23 protein-coding genes and 5 tRNA genes are annotated in these 20994 nt (G+C 36.1%); 9 read left to right on the top strand and 19 right to left on the bottom strand.

The features are described 5' to 3' along the window. Positions 1-82: 82 nt before the first annotated feature. The 7 genes from dnaB to L1275_RS07495 all read right to left on the bottom strand — a co-directional run bounded on the left by dnaB (position 83) and on the right by L1275_RS07495 (position 8328). The gene (gene dnaB, locus L1275_RS07465) at positions 83-1615 is read right to left on the bottom strand and encodes a replicative DNA helicase (RefSeq protein ID WP_253471405.1); all 1533 of its coding nucleotides are present in this window, start codon (positions 1613-1615) and stop codon (positions 83-85) included. 136 nt (positions 1616-1751) lie between these two features. Beyond that, positions 1752-2705: an acetyl-CoA carboxylase carboxyltransferase subunit alpha gene (locus tag L1275_RS07470; RefSeq protein WP_253471407.1), complete on the bottom strand. Its 954-nt coding sequence runs from the start codon at positions 2703-2705 to the stop codon at positions 1752-1754. A gap of 66 nt (positions 2706-2771) precedes the next feature. Beyond that, positions 2772-3665, bottom strand: a complete 894-nt coding sequence (locus tag L1275_RS07475) for a DMT family transporter (protein WP_253471409.1) — start codon at positions 3663-3665, stop codon at positions 2772-2774. Then, a complete protein-coding gene (locus L1275_RS07480; protein ID WP_253471411.1) occupies positions 3652-4728 on the bottom strand; it encodes an LptF/LptG family permease in 1077 nt (358 codons plus the stop codon). The genes L1275_RS07475 and L1275_RS07480 overlap by 14 nt, the downstream gene beginning before the upstream one ends. Before the next feature lie 119 nt (positions 4729-4847). Continuing rightward, positions 4848-5978 carry a tRNA guanosine(34) transglycosylase Tgt gene (tgt, locus tag L1275_RS07485; protein WP_253471413.1) on the bottom strand — a complete coding sequence of 377 codons (1131 nt, stop codon included), beginning with the start codon at positions 5976-5978 and terminating at the stop codon, positions 4848-4850. 187 nt (positions 5979-6165) lie between these two features. Continuing rightward, on the bottom strand, positions 6166-7191 hold the full coding sequence (locus L1275_RS07490; protein WP_253471415.1) for an iron ABC transporter permease: 1026 nt from the start codon (positions 7189-7191) through the stop codon (positions 6166-6168). A 3-nt stretch (positions 7192-7194) separates the two neighbouring features. Further along, positions 7195-8328, bottom strand: coding sequence for an ABC transporter substrate-binding protein (locus tag L1275_RS07495; RefSeq protein WP_253471417.1), 1134 nt, complete (start codon positions 8326-8328; stop codon positions 7195-7197). A 298-nt stretch (positions 8329-8626) separates the two neighbouring features. Here L1275_RS07495 and L1275_RS07500 point away from each other — a divergent pair, with 298 nt between their 5' ends. The 3 genes from L1275_RS07500 (at position 8627) to L1275_RS07510 (ending at position 10557) form a co-directional block, all read left to right on the top strand. Then, positions 8627-9646, top strand: a complete 1020-nt coding sequence (locus L1275_RS07500; protein ID WP_253471419.1) for a YncE family protein — start codon at positions 8627-8629, stop codon at positions 9644-9646. A gap of 133 nt (positions 9647-9779) precedes the next feature. Further along, a complete protein-coding gene (locus L1275_RS07505; RefSeq protein WP_253471421.1) occupies positions 9780-10034 on the top strand; it encodes a hypothetical protein in 255 nt (84 codons plus the stop codon). Then, entirely contained in the window at positions 10024-10557 is a 534-nt protein-coding gene (locus L1275_RS07510) for a DUF4252 domain-containing protein (protein WP_253471423.1), read from the top strand. The genes L1275_RS07505 and L1275_RS07510 overlap by 11 nt, the downstream gene beginning before the upstream one ends. Before the next feature lie 154 nt (positions 10558-10711). On the opposite strand, the gene L1275_RS07515 is transcribed toward L1275_RS07510, so the two are convergent. Both L1275_RS07515 and L1275_RS07520 read right to left on the bottom strand, forming a co-directional pair. Then, positions 10712-11194 (bottom strand): lipocalin family protein, encoded by a 483-nt coding sequence (locus tag L1275_RS07515; RefSeq protein WP_253471425.1) that lies wholly within the window; start codon positions 11192-11194, stop codon positions 10712-10714. A gap of 196 nt (positions 11195-11390) precedes the next feature. Next, complete coding sequence (locus L1275_RS07520; protein WP_253471427.1) at positions 11391-11810, bottom strand: helix-turn-helix domain-containing protein; 420 nt, start codon at positions 11808-11810, stop codon at positions 11391-11393. A gap of 106 nt (positions 11811-11916) precedes the next feature. On the opposite strand from L1275_RS07520, the gene L1275_RS07525 reads away from it, so the two are divergent. Both L1275_RS07525 and L1275_RS07530 read left to right on the top strand, forming a co-directional pair. Further along, the gene (locus L1275_RS07525) at positions 11917-12447 is read left to right on the top strand and encodes an NAD(P)H-dependent oxidoreductase (protein ID WP_253471429.1); all 531 of its coding nucleotides are present in this window, start codon (positions 11917-11919) and stop codon (positions 12445-12447) included. Positions 12448-12583: 136 nt separating this feature from the next. After that, the gene (locus L1275_RS07530; RefSeq protein ID WP_253471431.1) at positions 12584-13000 is read left to right on the top strand and encodes a DUF3995 domain-containing protein; all 417 of its coding nucleotides are present in this window, start codon (positions 12584-12586) and stop codon (positions 12998-13000) included. A gap of 107 nt (positions 13001-13107) precedes the next feature. Here L1275_RS07530 and L1275_RS07535 read toward each other — a convergent pair whose 3' ends face one another. Further along, the gene (locus tag L1275_RS07535) at positions 13108-14157 is read right to left on the bottom strand and encodes a linear amide C-N hydrolase (protein ID WP_253471433.1); all 1050 of its coding nucleotides are present in this window, start codon (positions 14155-14157) and stop codon (positions 13108-13110) included. A 263-nt stretch (positions 14158-14420) separates the two neighbouring features. On the opposite strand from L1275_RS07535, the gene L1275_RS07540 reads away from it, so the two are divergent. Both L1275_RS07540 and L1275_RS07545 read left to right on the top strand, forming a co-directional pair. Next, on the top strand, positions 14421-15122 hold the full coding sequence (locus L1275_RS07540; RefSeq protein ID WP_253471434.1) for a sterol desaturase family protein: 702 nt from the start codon (positions 14421-14423) through the stop codon (positions 15120-15122). Positions 15123-15325: 203 nt separating this feature from the next. Beyond that, entirely contained in the window at positions 15326-15550 is a 225-nt protein-coding gene (locus L1275_RS07545) for a CDGSH iron-sulfur domain-containing protein (RefSeq protein WP_108157071.1), read from the top strand. Positions 15551-16265: 715 nt separating this feature from the next. Here the strand turns inward: L1275_RS07545 and L1275_RS07550 are convergent. From L1275_RS07550 to L1275_RS07575, 6 genes are all read right to left on the bottom strand, one after another. Beyond that, positions 16266-16898: a SatD family protein gene (locus L1275_RS07550; RefSeq protein WP_253471435.1), complete on the bottom strand. Its 633-nt coding sequence runs from the start codon at positions 16896-16898 to the stop codon at positions 16266-16268. A gap of 312 nt (positions 16899-17210) precedes the next feature. Then, positions 17211-17283 (bottom strand) — tRNA-Lys (locus L1275_RS07555). A gap of 80 nt (positions 17284-17363) precedes the next feature. Beyond that, positions 17364-17436, bottom strand: a tRNA-Lys gene (locus L1275_RS07560). 92 nt (positions 17437-17528) lie between these two features. Beyond that, positions 17529-17610, bottom strand: a tRNA-Leu gene (locus tag L1275_RS07565). 32 nt (positions 17611-17642) lie between these two features. After that, positions 17643-17715, bottom strand: a tRNA-Lys gene (locus tag L1275_RS07570). Between the two features lie 29 nt (positions 17716-17744). After that, positions 17745-17817, bottom strand: a tRNA-Lys gene (locus L1275_RS07575). Positions 17818-17947: 130 nt separating this feature from the next. On the opposite strand from L1275_RS07575, the gene L1275_RS07580 reads away from it, so the two are divergent. Further along, a complete protein-coding gene (locus tag L1275_RS07580) occupies positions 17948-18466 on the top strand; it encodes a shikimate kinase (protein ID WP_253471436.1) in 519 nt (172 codons plus the stop codon). Here the strand turns inward: L1275_RS07580 and L1275_RS07585 are convergent. Genes L1275_RS07585 through L1275_RS07595 form a run of 3 tightly spaced genes read right to left on the bottom strand, consistent with a single transcriptional unit; the run spans position 18458 to position 19911 of the window. After that, on the bottom strand, positions 18458-18955 hold the full coding sequence (locus L1275_RS07585) for a phosphoribosyltransferase family protein (protein ID WP_253471437.1): 498 nt from the start codon (positions 18953-18955) through the stop codon (positions 18458-18460). The two genes, L1275_RS07580 and L1275_RS07585, sit on opposite strands and share 9 nt — an antisense overlap. Next, positions 18948-19544 carry a methyltransferase domain-containing protein gene (locus tag L1275_RS07590; RefSeq protein WP_371923455.1) on the bottom strand — a complete coding sequence of 199 codons (597 nt, stop codon included), beginning with the start codon at positions 19542-19544 and terminating at the stop codon, positions 18948-18950. The genes L1275_RS07585 and L1275_RS07590 overlap by 8 nt, the downstream gene beginning before the upstream one ends. Continuing rightward, positions 19519-19911: an RNA-binding S4 domain-containing protein gene (locus tag L1275_RS07595; RefSeq protein ID WP_253471438.1), complete on the bottom strand. Its 393-nt coding sequence runs from the start codon at positions 19909-19911 to the stop codon at positions 19519-19521. Before L1275_RS07595 ends, L1275_RS07590 begins: the two co-directional genes overlap by 26 nt. Before the next feature lie 76 nt (positions 19912-19987). On the opposite strand from L1275_RS07595, the gene L1275_RS07600 reads away from it, so the two are divergent. Further along, positions 19988-20980 carry an FKBP-type peptidyl-prolyl cis-trans isomerase gene (locus L1275_RS07600; protein WP_253471439.1) on the top strand — a complete coding sequence of 331 codons (993 nt, stop codon included), beginning with the start codon at positions 19988-19990 and terminating at the stop codon, positions 20978-20980. Positions 20981-20994 lie beyond the last annotated feature (14 nt).

The raw sequence follows: 20994 nt of genomic DNA on the forward strand, positions 1-20994 counted from the left end.
AACCAGCAGAGGCTACCTTAAAAGATAGCCTCTTATTTATAATATCATACGCGAATCACGACTTACGAATCACGACTTACGATTAAAACGGCACATCATCGTCATCTGGTGCAGAACCAAAAACGTCTTGACTCGAAGGTAATCCTTGAGTAAAACTGTTGCTGTCTTCTGCATTCATTCTCGATGGTAATTCGTCAAACGACATAAAGTTATCTTCCAAGTTGTCAAACTTACCCAACTTTCCGATAAATTTTAATCGGATATTTTCCAATCCACCATTTCTGTGTTTGGCGATGATAAATTCCGCTTGCCCGTCTGTAGGACTGCGTTCTTCATCATCCCATTCTTCGATTTTATAGTACTCTGGTCGATAGATAAACGATACGATATCCGCATCCTGCTCAATCGCTCCAGACTCCCTTAAATCCGATAGTAACGGTCTTTTAGAGGTTCCACGGGTTTCCACCGCACGCGATAACTGTGAAAGTGCAATCACCGGTACACTCAACTCTTTTGCCAAGGCTTTTAAGTTACGTGAGATCGTTGAGATCTCCTGTTCCCGGTTTCCACCACCTTTTCCGTTTCCTCCAGCAGTCATCAACTGCAAATAGTCAATAACAATCAATTTGATTCCGTATTGGGAGGTTAGACGCCGTGCTTTGGCACGTAAATCAAAAATGGATAACGACGGTGAATCATCGATAAATAAAGGTGCACGTTCTAAATCTTTTACTTTGACGTTTAATTGCTCCCATTCGTGTTTTTCAAGCTTTCCGGTTCTTAATTTCTCTGAAGACAATCCGGTCTCCGACGATATCAAACGCGTAATCAACTGTACTGAAGACATCTCTAGTGAGAACAAAGCAACAGCGTGATTGGACTGGATAGCGATATTTCGAGCCATCGATAATACGAAGGCGGTTTTACCCATACCCGGACGTGCAGCGATAATAATCAAATCACTCGGTTGCCATCCTGAGGTCAGTTCATCCAACTTGTGAAAACCGGTGGCAATACCACTGAGTCCCTCTTTATTTCCAATCTCTTCAATCCTTTTCTTAGCCTGAGCTACTAAAGATTGTGCGGTTTCAGAACTCTTCTTGATATTCCCTTGAGTCACCTCATACAAACGCGATTCTGCCTTGTCTAAAAGATCAAAAACATCGGTAGTTTCATCGTAGGAATCCTCAATGATTTCATTGGAAATCTTAATCAAACTGCGTTGAATAAACTTCTGTAAAATAATACGGGAGTGAAATTCAATATGCGCGGAAGAGGTAATTTTCTGAGTCAATCCAATTAAATAATAATCGCCTCCGACTAATTCGAGTCGAGCATTTTTTCTTAATTGGGTCGACACGGTCAATAAATCGATCGGCTGATTACCGACAAACAATTGATCGATCGCTTCAAAAATATAACGATGCGCTTCTTTATAAAAAGCTTCCGGCTGAAGAATGTCAATTACTTCATCGATACCCTTTTTATCAATCATCATGGCTCCTAAAACCGCTTCTTCTAACTCGACGGCTTGGGGAGGTATTTTTCCCTTTTCCAAGGAAATAACATTTTTATTGACAGGTTTAGACTGTGTAAAATTTTTGACTTGTTCCATATTACGAAAGTAAGGCTTTTTTCATTATTAATTCATTTGAATTTATGCACAAATGGCCGTTAAAAACTCTAGTGCAATTGTTCATAACAAAAAAATCCGAAGCAAGCTTCGGATTTAAAATATGAGTTTTAATCAATTACTCTTTAAACTCGCCCATATTAGCGTATTTATCCATACGTTGATTAATTAATTTCTCTGTTGATAACTTTTTTAGCTCATCATAAGTTTCTACAATATATTTCTGAACGGTTTCGAAAGTTTTTTCTCGATCGTAATGCGCTCCGCCTAAAGGTTCCGGAATAATATCATCGATCATTTTATTTTTCTTCATATCGAAAGAAGTTAATTTCAAAGCTTCCGCAGCTTGTTCTTTAAACTCCCAACTTCTCCAAAGAATCGACGAACACGATTCTGGTGAAATCACCGAATACCAAGTGTTTTCCAACATAAATACACGGTCTCCAACACCTATTCCCAAAGCTCCACCTGAAGCACCTTCACCGACAATAATTGTGATGATCGGCACTTGAAGTCTAAACATTTCAAATATATTTCTAGCGATAGCCTCACCTTGTCCGCGTTCTTCTGCTTCCAAACCTGGGTATGCACCAGGTGTATCGATAAGAGTCACTACGGGAATTCCAAATTTCTCCGCCATACGCATTAAACGCAAAGCTTTACGATATCCTTCTGGATTAGCCATTCCGAAATTACGGAACTGACGGGTTTTGGTATTAAAACCTTTTTGTTGACCGATAAACATATAAGATTGATCACCTATTTTACCTAAACCACCAATCATCGCTTTATCATCTTTAACATTTCTGTCTCCGAAAAGCTCTAAAAAAGTCGGACCACATAAGGCACGGATATAATCCAGTGTATAAGGGCGACTCGGGTGTCTTGACAATTGTACTCTTTGCCAAGCCGTTAAGTTTTTATAGATATTCTTTTTGGTTTCTTCCAGTTTTTTCTCAATCTGCTTACAAGTAGTTGATACGTCAACGTCAGACTCTTCACCAATTAAATTACATTTATCCAATTGCTCTTCGAGTTCTTTTATTGGCAGTTCAAAATCTAAATATTCCATTCTTAGAGAAAAATTTTTAGTTCAGTTTAAGCGACAAAGATAAAGTTTTCCTCCTCATTGCAAAGACTAATTTTTAATTACTTTGGTTTTTTTTGCGTTCTTGACAATTCCGTTGAGAATTACTGTTGATAATATCAGCAAAGCACCGATATAAAATGCAGGAGTCATTTTTTCACTATCCTTAAAAATCAACACCGCTAATAAGATACCATAAACCGGCTCCAAGTTGATGGTCAGCATCACTGTATAAGGCGATAAAAACTTCATCACTTTAACCGAAGCCAAAAAAGCATAGGCCGTACAAAAAGACCCTAACAAGATCAACCACAACCAATCAGAAGATTGTACGGTGAAAAATTCTTTGGTAAAACCTCCAGATAATGCAAGGAATATAGTCAGTACTAACAAACCACCGAGGAGTTCATAAAAGGTTATAATTCCAGGGTCGTGTTTTTGTGCAAACTTACCGTTGATGATCGAAAAAACAGCCGATAAAAAAGCGGAAATCAACCCCAAAACAATACCGGTCAAATATTGGGTTTCTACACTAAAAATAATACTTAGTCCCAAGATTACGATCAATCCAAAGACCACTTCATACCAAACGACCTTGCGTTTGTAAAAAATAGGTTCCAAGATCGAGGCAAAAAAGGCTCCTGTAGAAATACAAGCTAAGGTAACCGACACATTGGAGGCTTTAATAGCTCCAAAAAAAGTTAACCAATGCACTGCAATGACAATACCTGCTAATAAAAAAAGTCCAATACTCTTTGTAGAACTGGTCATTTGCCGTCTTGTAATCATAAAATATACAAACAAGCAACTCACGGCAATGGCTATACGATACCAAACTAATGGCAAGGCCTCTAAGGAAATCAGTTGGCCTAAAACGGCTGTAAAGCCCCAAATAAAAACAATAAAATGTAAATTTAGGTAGCTTTTTAAATTATCTCCTAGCATTTCTCAATAAAATTATAGCTAATATTCCAAAGGAAATATTGGAAAACCAAACGGCAAATAAAGGGGGTATGGTAGAGGCTTCTGCCAAAGTCCCGAATATTTTATCAAAGAATATATAGGTAAAGGCCAAAGAGATTCCTACTGCCAGATTGACTCCCATCCCTCCTCTTCTCTTCATCGAAGAAACCGATACGGCAATAATCGTCAAAATAAAGGTAGACACCGGTACACTATACTTTTTGTACTTCACGACCAAATACGAGTTGATATTTGCAGATCCTCGCATGGTTTCGCGTTCAATAAACTTATTAAGCTCACCCAAGGTCATGGTCTCCGCTGCATAAACCGCTGGAGTTAAATCTTCAATATCAAAATCGAGTTTCAGGTCTTTTGTTTCTGCTTTTTCTAAAACATCACCCATCTCACCTATAGTTCGCTTGTTGTAAGAAGATAAGGTATAGTCTTTCTTCTCTGGATTCCAAGTGATCCTACTCGATTTAATTTTATACAACAGTTTATTGTCTTTAAACTTCTCTAGTGTAAAATTAAAACCTGTTTTGGTTTCAAAATTAAAATTGCTGACATATATAAACTCATTAGGACTAATCTGCTTATATACATTCTGCGTTTCACGAACCTCAGAATTCCTTTTTAAGTATTTGTATTTAAAATCATTATATCCTACACTGGCTTTTGGAACCAAAATAAGTCCCATCAACAAGGCAAAAACAGAGATTAAAGTTGCTCCTACTATATAAGGTCTTAAAAACCGATTAAAGGATATACCCGAACTCAAGATAGCAATAACTTCGGTGTTATTAGCCAATTTAGAGGTGAACCAAATCACCGATAAAAACAACAAAATCGGAAAAAGCATGTTGGCAAAATAAATGGTGAAATCCAAATAATAAGCCAATACACTAGCAAGAGGTACTTTATTTTCTAATATTCGATTGATTTTTTCTGATACATCCACTACAATTCCGATAGGAATAAATAGCAACAACATCACGGTAAACGTTCCCAAATAACGCTTAAGAATATACCAATCAATTATTTTCATAGGTCGTTTTTATTTTCTTTTAATGGTTCTATGGCACTGGATTCCGACAACACAGCAAACGCGCTCAGCAACAAATCAATTACCAAGGTTTAAATATATAAAATTGTCTGATCTTACAGCTATAATCTTTCTCCTAATTGTTTGACCATTTTATCTTTCCACGCAGTAAATGTGCCCGCTAAGATTTGTCTACGTGCCTCGCGAACCAACCACATATAAAATCCAAGATTGTGAATGGTTGCAATTTGTTTACCCAAATATTCATTGGCAGCAAACAAATGGCGCAAATATGCCTTAGAGTACTCTAAATCCACATAAGTATGTCCCATTTCATCAATAACAGAAAAATCATCTGCCCACTTTTTATTTTTAATATTGATGATCCCTTTGGAAGTAAATAACATTCCATTTCTCGCATTACGCGTCGGCATCACACAGTCAAACATATCAATTCCCAAAGCAATGTTTTCCAAGATATTGATCGGAGTTCCGACACCCATCAAATAACGCGGTTTGTCTTTAGGTAAAATATTTGTAACGATCTCAGTCATTTCATACATTTCCTCAGCCGGTTCTCCAACTGATAATCCACCGATAGCATTCCCTGCTGCTCCTGCATTAGCGATGTATTCGGCTGATTGTGCTCTCAAATCTTTATAAGTACTCCCTTGAACAATTGGAAAAAAGGTTTGGTCGTAACCGTATTTAACAGGTACTTTCTCCAAATGTGAAATACAACGATCCAACCAACGGTGAGTCATGTGCATCGAGCGTTTCGCATAACGGTAATCGCAAGGGTAAGGTGTACATTCATCAAAAGCCATGATAATATCCGCTCCAATGGTACGTTGAATTTCCATAACGTTTTCCGGTGAAAAGAAATGGTAAGATCCATCGATATGTGATTTGAATTTCACCCCTTCTTCTTTAATCTTTCTATTATCAGAAAGAGAATATACCTGAAAACCTCCACTATCTGTTAAGATATTACGGTCCCAGTTCATGAATTTATGCAAACCACCAGCTTTTTCTAAAATAGCTGTTTGTGGTCGTAAATATAAATGATAGGTATTTCCTAATATAATATCTGGATTGATATCGTTCTTTAGCTCGCGCTGGTGCACTCCTTTTACGGTAGCGACAGTCCCAACGGGCATAAAAATTGGAGTTTCAATAACTCCGTGATCAGTAGTTAATTTTCCAGCTCTTGCTCTGGATTGTGGATCGGTATGTAATAAATCGAATTTCATATAGCCTTTTTACAATCGGCAAAGATAATTGAAATCTGGTGAAACTACGATTTATTTTTCGCAGAATTAGCTGTAGGGAGTTTCGTCGATTTGCAGATTTGCGGATTTGTTTTAAACCGGGTTAAATATACCAGTTGCTTTTATTTAAAGGAGTACTGATAAGCTGCTTGAAGTGTTGAGTTAGCCCTTAATTTTTCCGTAAAATCAACCACACCACGATCGGTGCGCCGAGTATCGAAGTAATCGCATTGATCGGTAAAACAAACGCCTGACCGGGAAACTGGGTAATCATATCACAAAGCAACATAAGAATGGCTCCTAGCAACATCGAGGCTAAGGTCAGGTATTTGTGACTGGTTGTTTTAAATAAAAGTCGAGCGATATGAGGAACTGCCAAACCTACAAAAGCGATCGGTCCAGCAAAGGCTGTGGAAGCACCTGCCAAAACACTGGTTGCTAAAATAATGGTTAATCGCGCGCTTTTAACCGGTATTCCCAAACTAGCCGCATAACGTTCCCCCAACAACATAGCGTCCAAGGCTTTAATCGATCTAAAACTCAAAGCCAAGCCCACTAATACCGCCACAGCGAAAAAAGATACGGATTGCCAATCTAAATTCCCTAAACTACCCATCGACCAAAACGTATAGCGCTTCAATTGGTCAGCAGTACTAAAATAGGTTAAAACTCCTACAACAGCACTGGCAAAACTACCAAACATCAATCCGACAATTAGCAAAGTCATCGAGTCTTGTACCTTTTGTGCTAACAACAAAACCAACAACAATATCGAAAAGCTCCCCAATACAGAAGCACCTACAATACCGGCGGATGACATAAATAAATTCTGCAGAAAAACAGGAAGAAAGGACGCCCCTAAGATAACAAAAGCAACCCCCAAACTCGCTCCAGAGCTCAATCCTAAAACATAGGGTCCTGCCATCGGATTTCGAAATAAAGTTTGCATCAACAAACCACTTACCGACAAGGCGATTCCGACGAGTATGGCAATGATCGCTTTGGGCAATCGATAATTCAAAACGATATACCGCCAGCTTTCTTTCTCGATATCCTGACCTGCAAGCAAATAAACCACCTGCTTAAAAGGAATTTGTATGGCGCCAATACTGATGTTTGCAATAAAAAAAAACAGCAAAATCGGTAGTAAACACCAGATATAAAATGAGAGTGATCTGTTTTCTTTTTTAAACATGTTTTATTGTAGCTTTTCGTAAAAAGTCCTTTGATAATTTGGAAAAACCTCGGGATGTACTATAGAAACCAAATCTTTTAAAACCAAATCCGGACGTGTTGGTCCCAATTCATAGAACAGGACCCCACCAGTTTTTCCTTTTTTCGCTGAAAACGAATACACCCTATCGTTTTTAAAGGCTTCAAAATTGGCGTAATGCGGGTTTGCTTTTTTCAGTTGTTCTTTGGTTTCAAATTGAGCGGGATTGATCCAGAAGTCGGCATTTTGAGCTTTCTCATAAACCGCCTCAAACGACAAGGACAAACTTCCTGTGCCTTCACTTTGACTCCATAGATAGTTGGTTTGTGCATCTTTAAAAAACACCGCTGCCCAACTTTGTCCTTGTGGCAAATACCAAACATCTTGATACATCGCACCACTCAATACCGTAGGAAGCTTTTTAATGCTGCTGATTTCCTTTAAAGTTTGATTGTAATTCGTTTCAATAGATTTGAACGTAGTCGTTGCCAAAGCGCTTTTGTCGTATAGAGCTCCGAAAAACTTAATCCATTCTGCCTTGCCAAGAGGTGTTTGTTCGGCCCAATCGCCATTATAAATCACAGATACACCAGCCTGTTCTATACTTTTTAAAACCGTATTATTACCATCCATTCCAAACGCGACTAATGCATCGGGATGAACATCCAATATTATTTCAGTATTTAACAACTCATTTTGACCGATCTCCCGTATTTTTCCAGCATCTATTTGCTTTCGGATCATTTCAGAAGAGATATAATCTAAACCGGGAAACCCCTTAAGTGTTTCGAGCTCGCCTAAAATTTCCAAAGCCGGTAAGTGAGTCGTTGAAGTCACTAGGACCGATTTAATCGGTATTGAAATTGCCGGGTATTTCACCAAAGAATCCGGCACAGTGGTGCCTGCTCTTTTTAATACATAAACCAAATCTTCCGTGGCGCCTGGCCAAGGTCTAGTGACTTTTAAAATCGAAAAATCTTCGTATTCATACAATTCAAATCCATCGGCATGTTCTATCGAATTTTGAACCGACGTGGTTTTTTGAACCACTTCCTTTTGCTTGCAACTAATTGCTACAAACAAAAACATGATAAACAATCCCGGAACTATTTTTTTCATTGGTGATGATTTTTACAAATGTAGGTTTATTTTACGAAAATATAAATCCTGATTCATAGAGTTTGTATCTTTGCAAACTTGGATTTTGGGTTTATAATTTTCTAAAAGACTTCCAAAAGGGCCACTTTTGAAATTAAAAAAACAAAATTGATGATTATCAGTAAAAAAAAGGGAAGAAAACTTGTTATTTTAATAATTCAGTATAATTTTGAAAAAACAAAATAATGTTTATATTTTGTTAAAGCGAAATATATCGTCAACGACTCAATATTGATTCAACACAAAACCAATTTATAAAATGAAAAAAATAATTCTTTTAGCACTTTCTGTTACCTTTTTTATTTCATGTAGCAAATCGGATGATCCATTTGTAGGAGAAATCAAGAAAAACAATTACAGCAATACCGTCTTAATGTTAAATGAAGGTAATTTCGGTTTATCAAACTCCAGTATATATATCGTAAGCAATACCCTTACCAATCAAAAGCACGATGCCTATACCAAAGATGAATCCGTATTAGGAGATGTTGCTCAAAGTATGGGTTTTTTAAATGATAAAGCCTTTATCGTTGTCAATAATTCGAATAAAGTTGAAGTCGTTAATCGTTATACTTTCGAATCATTAGGTACTATCACTGAAAAAATTGCACAACCTCGTTATGTTGCTTTTGCTTCAGGTAAAGCTTATGTAAGCAATGCTGCTAGTCAATCTATCACAATATACAGTTCAGATACTTATGAATTTATCAAAGAAATCAAATTAAATGGTCCTGTGGAGCGTATTATCTCTGAAAACAACAAAATATATGTTCAGAAAGCAGCTTACAGTGTAGGTAATGAAATTGTGATCATCAATACGAGCTCAGACGAAATTTCCAAAACCATTAAAGTTAATGATGCACTACAAGACATCGTTTCTAATACGGGATTTGTATATGCTATCAGCAGTATCCCTACTCGTACGAATTATTATAAAATCAATGCCGAAGTGGATACGGTTATGACTACATTCACATCTACTAAAGTCGTAAATGGTCAAAAATTAAGAGTTGATCAAAACAAACTTTACTATGTATCAAATAATGATATCTACTCGTGGGAACCTCTAGCTACGACCGTTGATTACAAACCTATGTTTTCTATCAAAGGATCTGGATATGGTTTTCTTTATGCGTTTGACGTTATTGACGGACGTATATTTACAGCTGATGCATTGGATTTCAAATCAAAAAGTGCAGTTGCTGTATATAATTTAAAAGGAGAAAAAATAACAGAATTTGAAGGAGGAATTGCTACTTCAAGTTTTTATAAAAACTAATTTCATTCGATTCCTATAAGAAAATGCTTTCCAAATATGGAAAGCATTTTTTTATGGCAAAGAATTTGATTATATTTAAGTAAAGTAAGATCTAAACAGGTTTTTAAACAGCAATTAAAACTAAAAAAGTATTTTGACAACACATAAAAACACAAAATCCTCGAAGAAAAACCTGATGATTATCGGTATTGCCTTGCTTTTCTTAATTCCTATTGGTCTGTCATACGTGTCTTTGAAGAAAAGCAAAGAACAAAAAATACAACAAGAAAACAGTATCCTTGTAGCCGATCCGGAAACTACGGTTGAAACGGAAAAAGCATTGCAGTTATTATCGACACAAATAAACAAAGGATTAGATTCTATTAAAAACAACTATGATGAAAAATAATTACAAAAATATTTTAGGAATTTTGGGACTCTCCTTGATGAGCTACTCTGCTTTAGCTCAAACGGAGTTCAATAAATTTGAAGATCTGGATAACGTTAGCACCATCAGTGTGAACAAGAAAATGTTTGATATGATGTCTAATGTAAAAATTGACACTTCAAACAAAGAAAACCAAGCGTATCTCAACCTGATAAAAAAATTAGAAACCCTTAAGGTATACTCAACAAAGAATTCAGCCTTAAGCAGTGAAATGAAAACAGCGGCCGAAAACTTTGTCACTGCCAAAACTTTTGACAATCTAATGACTGTTACAGATAAAGGAGCCAAGGTAAAAATCTATGTTAACCCAGGCGCAACTGCTAGCAATATCAAACAACTTTTGATGTTCTCAGATGGATCAGGACAAACTGAAACCGTGATACTGATGCTGACAGGTAATTTTAGCTTGGATGAAATTTCGGCAATTACCGATAAGATGAACCTACCAGGAGGATCAGCCTTAAAAAAAGCTTCCAATCAATAAAAATAAAAACTCCCATATAGGGAGTTTTTTATGTCTTATATCTATTTTTTAATACGTTTACTTGCTTTTTTAGTGCTGCTGGTAAAACGTATTTGATGATTTCAATTAAAAATGAACACTGGCTTTCCAGAGCATTATGATCTATGCGTCAAACTTATTGTATTCTTTTATAAGTAAGTGTGTAAAAATCTTTCTCTTTCAACTCCGGGATTCTTCCTTCTACTCCATCATCGTAATAAAAACCCTGAATAACAAGTTTGGATGCTGTCAACTCTTTTATATAGTATTTGATGACAGAATCTGATCCTATAGTTGCACCATCTCCTTTACTTATAGTAGTCATCACATTATCAACAATTTCATAATTTACAGTACTGATTTCAACTTCACTACAATCCTTGCCTCCAAAAGAAGATTCTACAAAAACTAAATCCGATTTAAATTCGACAAAGGTTTTAGCAGCACATGGTTCTTCTATTAAAATTTTAGATATATCGCTGTTTTCAGCATCGTTGTAATCTACCAACAACCATTTTCCAACAATTGCCTCTTGATAGGTCAGTATAGTAGCACTATCATCACTACCGCAAGATGTTAGAAATGCAAATCCTAAAAAAAGAAATAAAATTTTTCTCATAATTTATTGTTTTTTTGAATAAATGGCAAAATTAGCGCTTATCTCTTCAAAAACAAATAAAAAATTACATTATTTTTAACATTAAGAATAGGAATGCATAAAAAATTAAATTTGTATATGTTTTACCATACACGAAATCACATAGCAGTTTATAAACTAGAACCAATTTGAGATTCGTTATATATTCGCACTTATTTTAAGTTTTACCCGCCTTACCTAAAAGCGTTTTTAAATGAGGTGCAAAGTCCAATCCCCATTGGTTAACAGCTTGCACTATAGGCAATGCCTCCCTACCTATCGAAGTAATTGCATATTCTACTTTTGGTGGTACTTCGGGATATATCTGTTTTGACACGATACCGTGAAATTCCAATTGTTTTAACTGCTCGTGTAAAACTCGCTTGGTTATATCCGGTATAGCTTCCATCAAATCCTTTGGTCTGCTAATTCCTTTACTAATTTCCTGTAGTATGCAAAATTTCCATTTTGAAAGGATCACCTCCAAGGCAATTCCCGTTCCACACTCAAAATCTAAGGGTATTTTTCGCTGATACATAACACTTTCATTTGCGTAAAAATACAAATAATTGACTAAGTCTATGGACAAAATTACCATTACCTAATGATTTTGATTGTGCTGAATTTATCACTTAGATAGAATTTTATCCCTTATTGTACAGCAACATAGAGTCCCGTAATTTTGTAATATAAATAAAATACTTATGAAAAAACTGGTCATTGTCACCCATCCTCAAATTGAAAAATCACTGGTTAACAGTCGTTGGATTATGGAATTGCAAAAATATCCCGATAAATTTACTGTACATGCTTTATACGACAAATATCCCGACGGAAAAATAAATGTTGAATCCGAGCAAAAACTAGTCGAAGCACACGATATAATTATTTTCCAATATCCTTTGTACTGGTTTAATTGCCCTCCGCTATTAAAACAATGGCTTGATGAAGTATTATTACACGGTTGGGCATACGGTTCCACTGGTGACAAGATGCAGAACAAAAAAATAGCCCTAGCCATAACAGCCGGCATTAAAGAAATTGATTATCGCATAGATGGCTTATACGCAGGGACCATAAAACAGCTCTGCTTACCCTTTCAAATGACAGCACAATACATAGGTGCCGAATTAGTCGATATCTTTTGTTGGTATGATGTAGAACACGAACCGACGCCAGAAGTTGTAGAAGAAAGCGCTCAAGCCTACATTAAATATGCGCTTTCCCTTTCTTAAATGCAGACTTATTTCAGCCTTTGATACGTTGTGCAAATAGATTCAAAAGCGCAAAAAATAATATGCTAAAAAAGACTTTAAAATCCATTAAAATACCGAAATTTGTTAGGCTATAACTGCTGTAAAAAAAAATTATATGGTATTATCACTACTCAATGCACTGGTATTTGCTTTTTTGGGCCTACTCCATATTTATTGGGTGTTAGGCGGTACGTGGGGCATGATTGCCGCCGTACCTACTGATGAGAAAGGGAAAGAACTATTTAAACCCAGTAAATTGGGCACTTTAATTGTCGCTTTAGGACTATTTCTATTTGGGTGTATTAATCTACTGTATACGGAATGGATTACCTTAGATCTTAAACTGATTTATTTAAAATACGGTATTTTGATCATTGCTCTGATTTTTGGTCTACGCAGTATCGGAGATTTCCGCTATGTGGGATTTAGCAAACGCTATAAATCATCGCTCTTTGCACAGTTGGACAGCAAATACTTTAGTCCTTTATGTTTATTACTGGCTCTATCACATCTTGCACTGTATTTATTTTAAGACGTTTTTCGTGATTAAACACCTAAAAACAATATAAAAAAAGGATTCCTGTTTTAGGAATCCTTTTTTTATATATTTAAGACTTATCTAAAGATAATAAAGACTTATTAAATTCCTAAAAACTTAAATGGTTCTGCCACTTTAAATTCTTTATTGGTTTTTCCATTATAGGTTTTGTAATCATCTAAACTCAATTTCATCACTTTTCCTTTTGTACTCAAATCAAAATCTTTAAGATCTACCCAAAACGTATTTGGCGTTAATACCGTTTCAAAATAGTAAACTAAATTCTTTTGATCGGAAACCGAGCGCCAACGGGTTGAAGAAATATTGGGTTCTTGTTCCGACGAAATTCCGAAGGGTACCGAACAATTGCGGATGACACTAAATACGCTGGCAATAGCATGGCGAACATTATCCGTTTGAGGTATCGCATTGATATAATAAGATGCCCGCACAAAACGATCAGCAGCTCTATTGGTCCCCGGCAACATAATGGTTCCAGGAATTCCTTTCCAATAACTATTCAGAGCCAATTGTTCCTCAAATACTGGAGAATTGGTCATTACCGTATAAGACGCATCATGATGAATCATCAATTTACCGTTGATGTATTCAAAAATAGCATTATCACCTTGAGCATCGGAAATTGACAAGTGCAAAGTTGTAAACTTTTGAGTACCCGGTATGTAATCACTAACAACCACAAAAGGTTCCTTTTCTAAATGTTTAACAGCCTCGCCTACTGTAGCAAAATTATCCAACACATACTGCGCCCAGGTCGCAATTGAAATTCCCTTCTCGCTTCCTTTGCCGTCGAATTTAGGATATTTTGATTCTACTAACCATAAAATATTCGCTACTAATCCCTTTTCATTCATACCATCGGCTGTAGCAATATCCCAAGCTGTACTAATAACACTACCATACTTAGACTGCCATTTTACAGAATTAGGACCTACTTCTCCACTGCGTTGCATGCCGCGTGGAAACACCCATAGATTAGCTTGGATATCGTCTTTCCAATCCATAGATCGCGCCGTGATTACCGTTCCATTAGGCCCCTTATAGACCACTCGTGTACAAGCGTATGAACTGTTCCAAAATCCGACAATCGTAAAAATTAAAAACAGTAAAAAAGGTGTAGCTTTTCTCATTTGTGTAGTATTTGTTATTGTTATAGTAAATATACTGATAATTAACGTTGAAACACAAGTAAAAAACACCCTTTTAGTTAATTTTTATTAAACTAAATTAAGTAGTTCTATAAAAAACAAATAAATTTTAAAAGATGCTAGCTGTTAAAAATCAAACCATTACTAAGGCAGTTAGGATAATTTAAAAATCAACAAATAAGAACCGTCATGCAAATGGCTGTGAATTTCGTACTTTTATCCGTTAATACTTAACGAACAATAGGATGACTTTGATTGCTATCATCGAAAACTTCTCGCCTAAGACCTGGATTATTTTTAGTCTGATTTCCAATATAGCCCTTTTTTCATTATCTATCTGCTTGTATCTTTTTATCGACAAAAGCTGTCGTAAAGATAAGTTGCAACAGAATGATCACCCCATTAGCCGTCCCGACATCTACCTGAGCATACTAACCGTACTTCTCAATAGTCTGCTGATGTTGTTGGCTGTTTATCTGTGGAAACAAGGTTTTCTAAGCTGGAAAACCGACGATTCTTTAGTTACAATTACCCTAGAAACGTTGGCGATAATATTTATCATGGATTTTCTGATGTACGTTTTCCACTATGTGGCGCATACGCCTTTTATCTATAAATTACTGCATCAAAAACACCACGAACACAACAGCACTAATTATCTAAGTCTTTTTGTACTGCATCCGTTTGAAACGGTCGGTTTTGGACTGATGATGATTATGGTGTTTGCCAGTTATAACTTCTCTGTATATGCACTATCACTATATATCACGATAAATCTGATCTGGGGAACCTTAGGTCATTTGAATCGCGAATTTTTTCCCAAGTGGGCCGACTACTGTTTTTTGGGAACTACAAAATTTCACAACCAACATCATTTGCACGAACAGCGCAATTTTGGATTTTACAGCTCGATATGGGATCGACTTTTCGGAACCTACAAAAACTGATTTTACATGTATAGTAGCCCATATGGCAACATTAGAAAAGTGCGTGTACTCTAAAAGCTTATTAATAAGGATCTCTTCGATTAATTGATCAATCGATTGTCTTTTTGATATCGTTAAAAGGAACGTTTCTAAATTGAAAAGCGATGGAGTGGTACTGACATTATTATTCTATTTTTGTCGCAAACAAAGTAAACTCAAACAACATGTCAAAAACAAAACTTACCATAAACAACAACGGTTCGGTAAAAATCGAAGGCGATTTTGAAATCGTAGATAGAAATGGAGATACTTATGGATTACAGGGCAGAACTGTACTTTCAATTTGTCGATGTGGACTTTCTAAAAACAAACCCTTTTGCGACGGGGCTCACAACGGTCATTTTGAGCATGAAGCGATTGCGTTTGATCTTCCTCCGAAAAAAGTATAAGTGTATTTTTTAAATATACAGATTAGTGCTAAAGAACTTCATTGGTTTTTCCAAAATAGTTCTTTAGTACTTTTTTTTGAAAATATTACACTTATTATAACTCAATTTAGAGTTTGAGAGGCAACTAATTTTTCTAGCATAGAGTAGCCACTATTTTTTGCACAAACACTACTTTTAGGATTGACCCTTTTATACATAACGTCTTTCGATTCCGCTGCTATTGTACGGATCACTTTCAATTATGAGCATTTAAAAAACACTAGATTATGCTTGACATCAATATCTACAATTTACAATTTTTATTTTAAAGGTTTTTTAGAGTGTTTTCAGAAAAGGTGCATTGTTTTTTGAAAAATATACACATACATCACCGATATAAATATGGAACTTAGATTACCTATCAAAAAATAGTCGTTCTGAATCTTATCATCTGGAGACTTTAATCTTGTTCCGATTTTCAGCGCTCCAAATACAATAAGGATAGGAGCTACCCCGATTGCTAGACATATTGCAATAATAAGTCTTTCCATAACCCCCTTGAAAGTCGAAATGTTCAGCCTTAATAGAGTTTTACTATAATCTTTTGTTTCCGTATCAGAAATCTTCTCCTTTAGATTCTCTTCAGTAAACTTCTCTTTTAGATACTTGAACCAGGTTATATTAATCAATATCTCACCTATTAAAAAGATTAACATAAATACCACATATTTACATATCATAAGATTCTGTTTAACGTTAAAATAAGATCTTTAGTTGTATTGTATTCTTCTATATGTAGACTTTTATATCGTCTCCAAGTACTCGATTTATTCATCCCTAAATTATTAGCTACCACCTTGTAGTCTTTATTTTTTAAGAATTCAGATACCATTCGATATTCGTTCAGCTTCCAAGAATCGATGTAACTTCCATACAACAAAAACAAATCGCTTATTACAGCAGAATTCATTTCATTTTTATCGGAAAGAATCATAAATCTATTAGAACTTGATTTCAATTTATTGAGTTGCTCTCGTGCTTGAGTTAGTCCATCACCTAACATTTCATAGGCAATATCTCTATTAATTGGAGTCTCGATGATGCCATAGTTCATCACATATCTTAATTTAATACTTAAAGAGTGCTCTATGATAAACTCCTCCATATCGAACACCAATTTGTAGCAGGACTCCATATCCTTTATTACACCTTGAAATTCATCACCTAAGGTTATAGTTAATGGAGACATAATCGACATTTCCCATCTATTATTGATATAATGCACTGCCCTTTTAAACTCGTTAATCAGTAAAATCTGATCTGCCTTCCTGCTGTCGACAATATCAGCCATTAGTATTGGGTATTTCATAATTTTATATAACTAAGTATTTTCATTGCACTATACATGCACAAACCTTATTATTGCATGTATAGTGCAAAAATACATTTATTGCGCTACATACGCAACAAAAAACCTATTATAGAAGTCGAATATATTACAATCTTCAACTACAACATTAATTTTTCAGGTATGATTAAACGAATATAAAAATTTTTATAGTATAGATTAGCTACTATTTTTTGCACAAACACTATTTTTAGGATTAACCCCATCCTTAGCCTTTTGTTCAATACAGCGAAACAAAAAAAAAAGCAACTCTTTTGAAGTTGCTTTTTTTTGTGACCCGACTGGGGCTCGAACCCAGGACCCCAACATTAAAAGTGTTGTGCTCTACCAACTGAGCTATCGAGTCATTATCCATTAAATTTTCAGCTTTTTTTATTTTTAGTAATCCGAGGATTAAAAAAAAACACAGCACTGAATCTGCGTTTGTGACCCGACTGGGGCTCGAACCCAGGACCCCAACATTAAAAGTGTTGTGCTCTACCAACTGAGCTATCGAGTCATTATTTTGTATTCTTAACATTTCAATTGATCCGAAAAATATTGGGCTAACCCGCAATATTTCTGATTTCAAAGCACTTTTAAATTTAAAAGTGACCACGATCAGATTCGAACTGACACGTCTTGCGACACCACCCCCTCAAGATGGCGAGTCTACCAATTTCTCCACGTGGCCGAAATAAAGAAACGCATTCTTTATTGGCTTTGTGACCCGACTGGGGCTCGAACCCAGGACCCCAACATTAAAAGTGTTGTGCTCTACCAACTGAGCTATCGAGTCGTAAACAAGGAATGAATAATCGGTCTTAGTGACCCGACTGGGGCTCGAACCCAGGACCCCAACATTAAAAGTGTTGTGCTCTACCAACTGAGCTATCGAGTCTGCAAATTCATTCCCTGAATGCGGGTGCAAATATAGAATGATTATTTTAAAATCCAAGGGATATTTATCTTAAATTTGCTTTTTCACAAGTCTTTTTTCCTAACGTCTTATCTAACAACTATTTATTTTTATGAAAAAAATTATTCTTTTAGGCTATATGGGTTCCGGAAAGTCTGCAACCGCCAAAACACTCGGAAAAGCCATATCGCTGCCCGTTTATGATTTGGATCAAATAATCGAAGCCGAATGCCAATCCTCGATTTCTAAATTGTTTTTAGAACGTGGAGAGATTTTTTTCAGAAAAAAAGAACATCAGATTTTTAAAGAACTACTTCAATCCCCCGAATCCTTTGTATTGAGTCTTGGTGGTGGAACTCCTTGTTATGCCAACAACCATCTTCTACTGTCTCAAGAAGACGTTGTTTCCGTCTATTTAAAGGCATCTATAGATACTTTAGTAAGTCGATTAAAAGACAACAGCGAAAATCGTCCTGTGCTTCTACAAAATGCCGAAGAGCCGTTGGAATCCTTTATTGCCAAACAGCTCTTCGAACGCAGTTATTTTTATTATCAAGCGCAACATATTATCTCAGTAGACCAAAAAGATCTAGAAACCGTAACTGAGGAAATCACCGCATTATTAGCATAAATACGCATACTCCGCTCCGTCCTCAAAAACAACCTGTATATGCTCTAACAAGGACGTCGACAACGACAGTCCTTTAAAATCGGCCTTAACTGGATATTTTTTGTGATTTCTATCGACTAAAACAGCGGTTTTAAACTTTTTTAACGGCACTTCCAAGAAGTGTTTTACCCCATAAATCAAAGTGGTACCCGAATTGAGTACATCATCGATTAAGACCACACTTTTATTTTGATATTGCGATGCTGGAATTGAAGTACTTATCGGTACTAGGGGATTTTGCTTGTCAATTTTCACTTCGCACAACACCACTTTAAAATCAGCGATCTCAGCCAGTTGTTCGGCAATTTTCTGCGCAAAAATAAAACCGTTATTAGCAATACCCGCTAATACAATTTCGTCTTCCTCTACAAAAGTTTCATAAATCTGGTAAGCGATTCGCTTTGATTTATGTTGTATTTCCTCCTTGGTTAAAATAATATTTTTAGTCATTTTTTTCTATTATAATAAATAATTCTCGTCCTTGTCTTGGTTTGATTGAATTGTATGCCTTTTCCATAGTCCGAATCGATAGTGCTTTTGAAAACAATTCTTGATATTCTAAATAAGAACCCCCGAAAGGAGGCCCTGCTTCTGTAAAGCAAAAATCAAACAAAAGCCCCATTAATTTCCCTTTAGGCTTTAGCAACTGATTGATTTTAGTGACATATGCAGCTCTTAATTCAGGCTGTAGGGAACAAAAAAAAGTCTGTTCCACTATCAAATCATAGGTCTCACTATGCTCAAAAAAATCCGCATGAACCAGTGAATCACTAGGAAAATCCGGTTCCACTTCACGGATTTTCTGTAAGGCTTCACGGGTAATATCTACCGCAGTAACATTGGTAAATCCGTTGCGATAAAGATACAGCAGTTCATGACCGTGTCCAACCCCTGGTATAAGTATTTTAATACTTTTATCCTCTAACTGATCAAAATACTCCCGTAATGGCGTTGTTATCGCACCGGCATTCCAATACGTGTTATTCGCCTGATACTGCGCAGCCCAAAATTCCTCATTCAACGGTTTCATCCTCTTCATTATCTGATGTTACATATCCATCTATATCCCTACGATCTTTTTTAGTCGGCCTACCTGTGCCATGTGCTCGGTAGTGCTCCTTAGATAATTTCAACAGCTCCAGATGCTCAAAAGCTTCGGCAGGTGTGGTATCTTTGCGATACATATCCACCAATTTAGCACCTAATCGATTTAATGGGATATCTAAAACACTCATTTTATAAACGATTTGGTCTTTTCTCAAAGTTATTTGATCACCGGGAAAAACCTCCCTCGAAGCCTTCGCTGCCTGTCCATTAACCGTTATATGTCCTTTCTTACAAGCCTCTGTTGCAATGCTTCTGGTTTTGTAATAGCGAACACTCCATAAAAATTTATCAATTCTCATCTTCTCAAATAAAATTCATTTATTAACCTTACAAAAATAAAGGAAAATTGTATCTTGCGGCACTAAATTATTTCAAATGAATAGATTTTTCAAGCTTTTTGCAATTATAGCCTTAGCTGTATCCGCTGCAAACTGCAAAAAAAGTGATGACGACGTTGCAATTGTACCGATTAGAGATCGTGCAGAAGTTTATAGCGAAGATAAAGTTAAGATCGAAGAATATCTGAAGAACAACTACATCAAGGTAGTGGGCGATGATATTACTTTGGATTCTATTACTGATAAAAATACTCAAGTTTCCATTTGGGATCAAAAACAATTTGAACTGAAGTCTGTCAAAATAAAAAATGAAAACTGGAGTCCTATTTTAGTAAACAACACCACATTTAAGTATGCTAAATTAATAGATGACGTCGAATACACCTTATATTATTTAGTACTTAATGAAGGAGGTGGAGAGTCGCCAATTACTATAGATTCTACTTATACTTCTTACAAAGGTTATACATTAAAAAACAAGGTGTTTGATGTCAATCACAGCGGTATCTGGAGTACTTTCCCCGCAGTTCCACAGGGACTAATGCCGGCGGTAGCTCCTACTTTTATATCGGGTTTCCGTCAAGCTACTACCTTAATGAAAACCGCTACTAATATAATCCAAAACCCCGACGGAACATTTACCTACGAAAATGCTGGTAGAATAATTGCTTTTATACCATCGGGCTTAGCTTATTTTAGTGGTACTAATATAGGAGAAGCTTACTCCTGTGCTATTTTTGATATTACATTAGTAAGTAAACAAAGTAGGGATCACGACAGAGACGGCATCCCATCTATACATGAAGACCTCAACGGCAATGGCGACTATTTTGACGACGATACCGATGGCGACGGAGTTCCGAACTTTATGGACGTCGATGACGATGCAGACGGACACCTAACCCGTGATGAAATTACTTACGAAGTAATAGAAAATGGCGTTACTGTAAAGAAATTATACGAATTTAGCGCTATTCCAAGTTGCCCAGGTGGGTCCGTAAAAAAACACTTAGACAATACATGTCACTAGCATTATAAGCATAC

Origin of the sequence: Flavobacterium sp. HSC-61S13 (genome assembly GCF_024171535.1) — a bacterium.
In the GTDB taxonomy this organism is placed as follows: Bacteria; Bacteroidota; Bacteroidia; order Flavobacteriales; family Flavobacteriaceae; genus Flavobacterium.